Origin of the sequence: Streptomyces atratus (assembly GCF_014648655.1) — a bacterium.
Taxonomy (GTDB): Bacteria; Actinomycetota; Actinomycetes; order Streptomycetales; family Streptomycetaceae; genus Streptomyces; species Streptomyces atratus.
In genome coordinates this window covers 1-7,782 of the sequence record NZ_BMRN01000108.1, presented here as the reverse complement: position 1 = coordinate 7,782, position 7,782 = coordinate 1, and the positions used below count along the sequence as shown (strand labels likewise).

The 7,782-nt window shown below is 66.5% G+C and carries 12 protein-coding genes and 1 pseudogene; 5 read left to right on the top strand and 8 right to left on the bottom strand.

Annotation, left to right across the window (positions count from 1 at the left end; genetic code table 11):
* Positions 1-116 precede the first annotated feature (116 nt).
* Positions 117-623, bottom strand: coding sequence for a hypothetical protein (locus IEZ15_RS42890; RefSeq protein WP_189282357.1), 507 nt, complete (start codon positions 621-623; stop codon positions 117-119).
* 192 nt (positions 624-815) lie between these two features.
* Here IEZ15_RS42890 and IEZ15_RS47770 point away from each other — a divergent pair.
* The 3 genes and pseudogenes from IEZ15_RS47770 to IEZ15_RS42875 form a co-directional block, all read left to right on the top strand.
* Positions 816-902: pseudogene (locus tag IEZ15_RS47770) on the top strand (ISAzo13-like element transposase-related protein); the annotation flags it as partial.
* Positions 903-1,027: 125 nt separating this feature from the next.
* The gene (locus tag IEZ15_RS42880) at positions 1,028-1,285 is read left to right on the top strand and encodes a transposase domain-containing protein (RefSeq protein ID WP_189282356.1); all 258 of its coding nucleotides are present in this window, start codon (positions 1,028-1,030) and stop codon (positions 1,283-1,285) included.
* A gap of 33 nt (positions 1,286-1,318) precedes the next feature.
* Complete coding sequence (locus IEZ15_RS42875; protein ID WP_373302767.1) at positions 1,319-2,041, top strand: IS6 family transposase; 723 nt, start codon at positions 1,319-1,321, stop codon at positions 2,039-2,041.
* Positions 2,042-2,098: 57 nt separating this feature from the next.
* On the opposite strand, the gene IEZ15_RS42870 is transcribed toward IEZ15_RS42875, so the two are convergent.
* From IEZ15_RS42870 to IEZ15_RS46180, 6 genes are all read right to left on the bottom strand, one after another.
* Positions 2,099-2,509: a nucleoside deaminase gene (locus IEZ15_RS42870; RefSeq protein WP_229846567.1), complete on the bottom strand. Its 411-nt coding sequence runs from the start codon at positions 2,507-2,509 to the stop codon at positions 2,099-2,101.
* Positions 2,510-3,188: 679 nt separating this feature from the next.
* The gene (locus IEZ15_RS42865; RefSeq protein WP_189282354.1) at positions 3,189-3,935 is read right to left on the bottom strand and encodes a GNAT family N-acetyltransferase; all 747 of its coding nucleotides are present in this window, start codon (positions 3,933-3,935) and stop codon (positions 3,189-3,191) included.
* Between the two features lie 62 nt (positions 3,936-3,997).
* A complete protein-coding gene (locus IEZ15_RS42860; protein WP_229846566.1) occupies positions 3,998-4,231 on the bottom strand; it encodes a PaaI family thioesterase in 234 nt (77 codons plus the stop codon).
* A 233-nt stretch (positions 4,232-4,464) separates the two neighbouring features.
* The gene (locus IEZ15_RS42855) at positions 4,465-4,848 is read right to left on the bottom strand and encodes a WD40 repeat domain-containing protein (protein WP_189282353.1); all 384 of its coding nucleotides are present in this window, start codon (positions 4,846-4,848) and stop codon (positions 4,465-4,467) included.
* Positions 4,818-5,684 (bottom strand): WD40 repeat domain-containing protein, encoded by an 867-nt coding sequence (locus IEZ15_RS42850; protein WP_229846565.1) that lies wholly within the window; start codon positions 5,682-5,684, stop codon positions 4,818-4,820. Before IEZ15_RS42850 ends, IEZ15_RS42855 begins: the two co-directional genes overlap by 31 nt.
* On the bottom strand, positions 5,656-6,276 hold the full coding sequence (locus IEZ15_RS46180) for a hypothetical protein (protein WP_229846564.1): 621 nt from the start codon (positions 6,274-6,276) through the stop codon (positions 5,656-5,658). The genes IEZ15_RS42850 and IEZ15_RS46180 overlap by 29 nt, the downstream gene beginning before the upstream one ends.
* Positions 6,277-6,346: 70 nt before the next feature.
* On the opposite strand from IEZ15_RS46180, the gene IEZ15_RS46175 reads away from it, so the two are divergent.
* Entirely contained in the window at positions 6,347-6,553 is a 207-nt protein-coding gene (locus tag IEZ15_RS46175) for a hypothetical protein (protein WP_229846563.1), read from the top strand.
* Between the two features lie 192 nt (positions 6,554-6,745).
* Positions 6,746-7,048 (top strand): histidine phosphatase family protein, encoded by a 303-nt coding sequence (locus IEZ15_RS42840; RefSeq protein WP_189282350.1) that lies wholly within the window; start codon positions 6,746-6,748, stop codon positions 7,046-7,048.
* Between the two features lie 6 nt (positions 7,049-7,054).
* Here the strand turns inward: IEZ15_RS42840 and IEZ15_RS42835 are convergent, their stop codons facing one another.
* The gene (locus IEZ15_RS42835) at positions 7,055-7,594 is read right to left on the bottom strand and encodes a MarR family winged helix-turn-helix transcriptional regulator (protein ID WP_229846562.1); all 540 of its coding nucleotides are present in this window, start codon (positions 7,592-7,594) and stop codon (positions 7,055-7,057) included.
* Positions 7,595-7,782 lie beyond the last annotated feature (188 nt).

The window sequence follows — 7,782 nt, the reverse complement described above, 5'->3', positions numbered from 1 at the left end:
AGCGGCAGACGGTTCACGAGTCACCCGGACCGGCGTCCTACGGCACGCTACGAGCGGCCAACCCGACCGCGTCCCGCTTTCCCCATATAAGTCGGCGGTTCACTGAGCCCCGCGCTTCACTTGCCGGAGATCTTGGCGCGGGCATCGGCCAGCAGTTGGAAGGCGTGCTTGCGGTCCTGCTTCAGCGTGCCGTCGACTCCGTCGACGGTGACTGTGATCAGCTTCCTGCCCTCGCCCGCATAGGCGTCCACCCTGCCGCCGACCAGGAACTCCTCGGGAGGGTCGGCCCGGTAGGTGCCGCACGCCCCCTTGGTTCCCTTGAAGGTCTTGGTGACTCCGTCGGCCGATGTGGCGTGACACTTCCCGCCGACGTACTCGGCCACCTGGGCGGGATCCTTCCAGTCAAGGATCTCCAGCGAGAGCTTCGCGACGGTGTGGAGCGGCCCGCTCCCACTGCGGCCCGCCTCCCTGACCGAGATATTGACCAGGCACGACCCCTTACCGTCCTGGAAATGCCCGTTGACGTCGGCGAACTTGTTGTAGCCGAGCGCCGCGACGACCGTTTCCGGCTTCAGGTAGTGGCCGCATCCCGTGTTCACCCCCTTGGTCAGCGCTGGTGTCACCGAGGGGCCGGTCTCGTTCCTGCCGCCTCCTCCACACCCGGTCATAAGCAGCAACATCACAACCAACCCAGCCCCAGCAGACCCGCCGCGACGCATCTCCACCCCCCCATCACCCTGGCGCATTACCGCTACCCGTTCATGGCGGCAAGACCTTAACAGGCACGCCAGAGGGCCCTGACACCGGGTTTTGGAGATTCCCACCTGTTCAAGATGGACCTCGCCGCCTTCGCCGACGAGTCCGGCCTGTCCGTCACCGTCGCCCACTTCCCGCCCGGAACACAATGCCGTTGCTTGAGCAGGGCAAGTAATTCGAGGTGACGTTGAGGGTACGGGGTCGTTGGACCCGGCATGCATCCGTGGGTGGGTATATCCGATCATGTGCGACTGGGGGTAGTGACCCGTTGGTGACGCCGGAGCTCGTCGGTGGAGTGCTGGAGAAATGCGGGGTCCGCGATAAGAAATCCGGCGCCCTGCCGGCCGGGTTCATGGTCTACTTCACGCTCGCCCTGGCTCTGTTCCAGCAGGACTCCTATGACGACGTGGCGGAGCAACTGGTCGGCAGCGTCACGGTGTTGAGCGAGAGCATTCCCAACAAGTCTTCGTTCACGCGGGCGCGCAGGCGTCTGGGAGGCACTGTCACGTTGGCTGATCGGGTGGGATGATCTTCGGGTTGATCACGGTGGAGGGGGTTGTCCGTGGGCAATACGCCGCCGTCGTACAAGGGGCACCGGTACCCGGTGGAGATCATCGCGCACTGTGTGTGGCTGTACTTCCGCTTCCCGCTCAGCTTCCGTGAGGTTGAGGAGCTGATGCTCGAGCGCGGTGTCATCGTGTCCCACGAGACCGTCCGCCGCTGGTGTGCGAAGTTCGGGCAGTCCTATGCCAACGCGCTGCGCCGCCGGCGTGTGCAGCTGGGCGACCGGTGGCACCTGGACGAGGTCTTCATCAAGATCAACGGAGAGCGGAAGTACCTGTGGCGGGCCGTCGACGCTGACGGCACCGTGCTCGACATCCTGGTCCAGAACCGGCGGGACAAAGCCGCAGCCCGGCGCTTCTTCCGCCGCCTGCTGAAGACGACCTGCTCGGTGCCGCGGGTGATCGTCACCGACAAACTCCGCTTCTACGGCGCGGCCCACCGCGAGGTGATGCCCTCGGTCGAGCACCGCTCCCACAAGGGCCTCAACAACCGGGCCGAGAACAGCCATCAGCCAACCCGGCAGCGCGAACGCGCCATGAAAGGCTTCCGCAGCGTCGGCGGAGTCCAGCGGTTCCTGTCCGCGTTCAGCGGCATCTCACCCCACTTCCGGCCCCGCCGCCACCTGATGACCGCCGCCCACTACCGCGCCGAGATCACCCCCACCCGCTTCGCCATCTGGGACCGCATCACTGGCGTCGCCTGCCTGCCTGCAGCGGCCTGAGCACGGAGCCGGAACCCGCCCCCTCCACACCCGACACACCATCAGGCACTCACTCCCTCAACAACGTGACAGCACCGCCTGTGAGGAGACGTACGTGGTCGTCAAGGACGAGCACGGAGGCCAGCGTTCAGCCAGGCCGGTTTCGGAGAGGGCGTAGACGACGCGGCCGATGCCCGCCCAGAAGATCGCACCGGTGCACATGGCGCAGGGTTCGCACGAGGTGTAGAGGGTGTACTTGGCCAGTTGGTCCAGCGGGATGGTCCGGGAGGCAAGGTGGACGAGGTTGGTCTCGGCGTGGTGGGTAACGTCGTTCTCGGTGGTGACGCTGTTCTCGGCTTCGAGTGCGATCGTCCCGTCGGGTGCGACGAGGATCGCGCCGAAGGGGTGGTTGCCGTTGTCGCGCGCGCTCTGGGAGACGGTGATGGCGCGGCGGAGGTAGTCCATGTCGGTGAGGGTGCTGGTACTCACGGCATTTCCGTGTCAGGTCGGTCAGAGAGTGGCGTGAGGACGGAAATGTGGTCTTGTGTTGGTTGGCGAGAATCTTGCTGAGGTAGAAGGGCCGCGCAGCTGTCCCACTTACCTTGCGGCAGCAGCCCACCGCAGGGCCAGAGTTCCACTGCCGGAGGTGGGACCCCCACTGACGCCCACCCGGCCGAAAACCGCCGCCAGGCAGAATCCCGTCACGAAGCAGGATTGCCACCGACACCCGCGCCCGGAACGCCGACGCGCGCACCAGGCGAACGAGCCGAACCCGGCCACACGCACCGACCACCCGAGCCAGTACCGGTCTGGCCGATTGCGGCAGGGGTATTTTGCCGGCTTCGTGTTGCTGGGCGCGGTTCTCGGCTCGTTCGTCGTGCACCTGGTGGTCACGATCGCGGACAGTCTCCTGCGCGAGGGGTTCCGCGCCGTGGTGGACGGCGACGGGCCGCGCCCGCTCGGCCGGTCCACCACGACGTTCGGCGGCGTGGGCATCGGCGCGGTCTCGGTGAGCCTTCACGGGCGGCCCGCTCGCGCAGCTCGTCCGGGTACTTCCGTGGTGCAGGCATCGGACCTGTGCTCTCTCATGTACCGATGGCGATCACGCCTGGCTTCAGGGTCGCCACAAAATCCGCTTCAGCTCACTGGCTGTTCGAGGTTTCGAGACCTACGGCACGATGACAGTCAGTGATGTGCCAGCCAGCTCCAAACCGAGCTTTTCGTAGACGCGGCGGGCTGGATTCGCATCGCTCACGACGAGCGAAATGTCGGCCAGCCCGTCGGCCGCAGCAGCGCTGAGCACCCGGCGCAGCAGATTGGCGCCAAGGCCCGCGTAGCGGGCTTCGGGCCGGCGGAACACGTCCGCGATCCACGGCAGTCCGTCACGGTCGGTGATAATCGCCCCAGCGACAACACGGTCCGTCTCATCCACCACCAAGGCGCTGCACGGAAGGACCGGCCCGAGAACGGAGCCCGCCAGCATGGGTGCCAGGAGCTTGTTGAGCGCTTCTTCGTCGCTGCCGGAGTAGTGGTCGGGATGGTCGGCAGGAAAGGCGGCTCGCCATGCCGGGAACACCGCGTCGGCAGCGAGGTCACAAGGGACTGCCCGAAGTCCGTTTCCCAGGGCGCATGATGACCAGTCGGCCGGCGGCGGACACGCAACCAAGTCCCTCCGCATCTCATGGGCATGCCGCATCACCCGTGCGCCACGGCGCAGCAGTTCCTCACCGAGCTCCACGGATCCCGAGACTGCCCATCCGGACATACCGGAGACGATGGTGTCCACGGGGTCGGGGCCGACCACTTCGGCCAGGTCCGCCCACGGGTGCCCCTCCCGAACACCCTGCAGATAGGTCAGGACCGGCACACCCTGCCCATTGGTCAGGGTGTGGCGCTGCTCGTCGTTCTCAGTCACTCTTCATCCTTGAAAGATCATGTGTACTTTGGCATGCGTATTCTGCGGTTCCGCATCCGGTGTCACAACGGAATTTCCGCAATGTGTGCAGTGAACAATTCACCGGTCCCCATGAGGGTCGAGTGGGCCGTCCCGATCGCCGTGTCGGCGATCTCGACCAGGAATCCGCCGTGCACCGTGCCCTGTTGGTTGCCGTGCAAGGCCGCGTCCACCTCGGCACGAACCGGGGTGGTTTCCTCGCCGGTGTCGACGATGTGGAAGCCGAGCAGGTCGGAGATGGGCGTCGGATACCGCATGTGTCCGGTTTCCCGGCCGCGGCGTCCCCGTAAGTTCACGGTCGCAGGTATGCTACTGAACTTGAATGTGTGATGTACGCGGCCTGTCCGGTCGCGGACCTGGGTACGCGTTGTTGTCCTGCTGCAAGACCAGAACCCACAGACCATCGGGCCTTTGCGCGCGACTCGTATGCTCGCCGACTATCGAACCCGGGATGGTCGGACCACGTGATTGCATTTCGATGGGATGCGGCTCAACGCCGAGCCAACACTGCGATCTCATGACCGAAGGCCACGGCCAGCCGGCCGTCCGATGTCATGTCAACCACTTTGGCACCCAGCGGAATAGCCACGTTGGGTCGGATCTGCTGCATGCTGGCCAGGTCCCATAGCCACACCGACCCGACCGTATCGACATCGATGCCGGCATTGTCGGCATCCAAGTCTGTGAAGCCGACGGTGCCACTGCCGATGATGGCGACCGGGCGGCCGTCCACCACCGCCGTCGCCACCGACCGCACCCGGCCGGTGTGGCCGGTCAAGACATCGGCGACCTGTTCACGGGTGGTCAGGTCCCACACCCGCACCGTTCCATCATCGCCGCCGGTCACGATATGGGGGCGGTCGTCGATCTCCACGGCCGCCACCGCCCGCATGTTTGTGATCCAGTTGGGGAGCTCGTCGAATCTGGCCACGGCCAACCTTCGGAGCTTGGCACCGCCGGCGTCGGATCAGTGCGGTTGATGATGGGCTCGCCGACCTCCCGGCCGGTGGCCAGGTCCCAAACCCGTATTTCCATACGCGCGTTGCCGCTGCTGGTGATGGCGACCGGACGGCCGTCAATCACGGTGGTCGCCACCGCCCACACCGGGCCGGTGTGGCCGGTCAGGGGCTCGTCGACCTGTCGGCCGGTGTCCACGTCCCAGACCCGCACGGTCTTGTCCCCATCGCCGGTGACGACGGCCGGGCGTCCGTCCAGGACTGTGGTCGCCATCGCGTACACGTTGTCGGTGTGGCCAACAACTGGCGCGCTGAGCTGCCGGTCGCTGCTCAAATCCCACACTCGTACCGTCCCCATATGGTCGACGGTGATGGCGTGGGGCCGGCCGCGAACCACCGTCGTTGCCATCGCAGACACCCTGGGGCAATGCTCGGTCGCGAGCCTGTCGATTTGTCGGCGGCTGGCCAGGTCCCACACCCGCACCATGGGGTCCCCGCCACCGGTGAGAATGAGAGCACGCCCGTCCACCGAGACGATCCCCGCAGCGACCATGTGTTCGGACTCGTCTCTCAGCGCCTCGCCGACCTGCTCGCGGGTGATCAAGTCCCACACCCGCGCTGTACCGTCCATACTGCCGGTCACGACATGAGGGCGCCCCTCAATCACCGTGGGCACCATCCATCCAACCTGGTGATTGTGGCCGGTCAGAGGCTTACCAACCTGCTCACGGGTGGCAAGGTCCCACACCCGCACCCAACACATCGTCGCCGCCGGTGACGGCGACCGGACGGCCCTCCACCGCCGCCGTCGCCACCGCAAACACGCCGTCGCCGGCCGGGAAATCGCCTGCGGACTGGCCGGTCGTCGCGAGGCGCTGGCCACCGCCGTCGAGGCCGGCTGCACCGGCATGCGCATCTTGCGCGCGGACTCGCAGTTCCACAACGCCGGTGTCATCGCCGCCTGCCGCCGGTCCGGCGGCCGCTTCTCCCTCACCACCGGGATGAACCCCTCCATCAAACGGGCCATCCACAGCATCCCCGACACCGCGTGGCAGCAGATCACCACCGCGGTGCCCGACCCTGAGACCGGCGAGCTCATCTCGGACGCCGAGGTCGCCGAGATACCCGCCCACACCGCCTTCGCCAGCCGCAAGAAAGGCGAGCGGGTCACGGCCCGGCTGATCGTGCGCCGGGTCCTTGACCTGGCCAAACCCGCCGTCGTCGGCGAGCAGGGCGAGTTGTTCCCGGTCTGGCACTACCACCCGTTCTTCACCGACACCCCCGCGCCGACGCTCGAGGCCGAGCGGGAGCACCGCCGTCGTCGAGCAGATCATCGCCGACAGCAAAGCCTCCGCCCTGGCCCACCTGCCGTCGGGACACTTCCACGCCAATGCCGCCTGGCTGACCCAGTGGGCGATGGCCTACAACCTGCTGCGGGCCGCCGGGGCACTGACCTCCGCCTTCCACGCCAAGGCCACCACCGCCACCCTCCGCGCCCACCTGGTCCAGGTTCCGGCCCGGATCGCCCGCTCCGCACAGCGCGACCTTCCGCGCAACTGGCGCTGGCAAAAAGCCTGGACGCACCTGTTCGACACCGTCCACCGCCCACCCGAACCCGCCTGACAGTCTCTGCCCACCCCGCCCGCCAGGGCCCGACCGGAACCAAAACCGTGGAAAAGCTAGGCAGACCAGCGGATGCAGCACGCCCATGCCCATCGGTCGACCCAAAACCGGCTCAGAAGCCCGTCAGAAGATCACTTCCAGACCACGTCGGCGGATCGAGGCTTAGTCCCACCGCGGACTGTCGGGGAGCGGATGGACCACGATGAGGGTGTGGAGGGTGCGGAGACCAAGGCGGCGTGGGCGCGGCGCATCTACACGGTCATGGACGAGATCCTGCAGAACCCTTACGAGCACCAGATCATCGTGATGCACGGCGGCTCTCTGACGTGCGTCGTGGCGTCCTGGATCAAGATGCCGATCGAGTCGGCCGGCTATGCCAGTTTCCGGGCGCCCTCCGGCAGCATCACCACACTGCGCGAAGGCGACTTCTTCCACAACCGCCAAGTCGTCTGCCTCGGCGACACCCGCCATCTCCACTCCGCCAAAGCCGGATGACCTCAATTACTCGATCGCCTGGAGCAGGGTGCGCAGGGCGTGGTCGAGGGTTTCGCGTTCGTCGGGGGTGAGGGCGGAGAGGAGGCGGGATTCGTTGGCGGCGTGGTCGGTGACCGCGGCGTCGACGACTCTGTGTCCGCGGGCGGTGAGTGCCACATGGAAGCTGCGGCGGTCGGTGGGATCGAGGCGGCGTTCCACCAGGCCGTCCGCCTCCAGGCGGTCCAGGCGGTTGGTCATGCCGGCACGGGAGAGCATCAGGGTCTTCGCGAGGGCGGACGGGATCAGGGTGTAAGGGGGCCCGGAGCGGCGCAGTGCGGCCAGTACGTCGAACTCGCCGCGGCGCAGGCCGTGTCGGGTGAAGACTTCTTCGAGTGCGGGGGTGAGGAGGAGTGAGAGCTGACCCAGTCGTCCGAAGACTCCCATCGCCGACAGGTCCAGGTCCGGCCGTTCCTTGTGCCACTGGTCGAGGATCTGGTCGACCGCGTCCCTGGGCTTCCGGCGTTCCTCGACAGTCACGCCCTGTTTGGTCACGTCTCCCTTGGTCACGCCTCCATCTTATTCGACGGCTGATAGTTAGCTGTCGTACTATTCGATGCAGAATTACTTCTGTCGATCTCGGTCTCGGCTCGCGGCCGGGGCCGGATACGGCTCCGATGAATGGAGGGGCATATGTCCTTGATCACTCCCGATGCCCAAGGCGGAATTCTGGTCCGGGATGCCGAGGCCGAGATGCT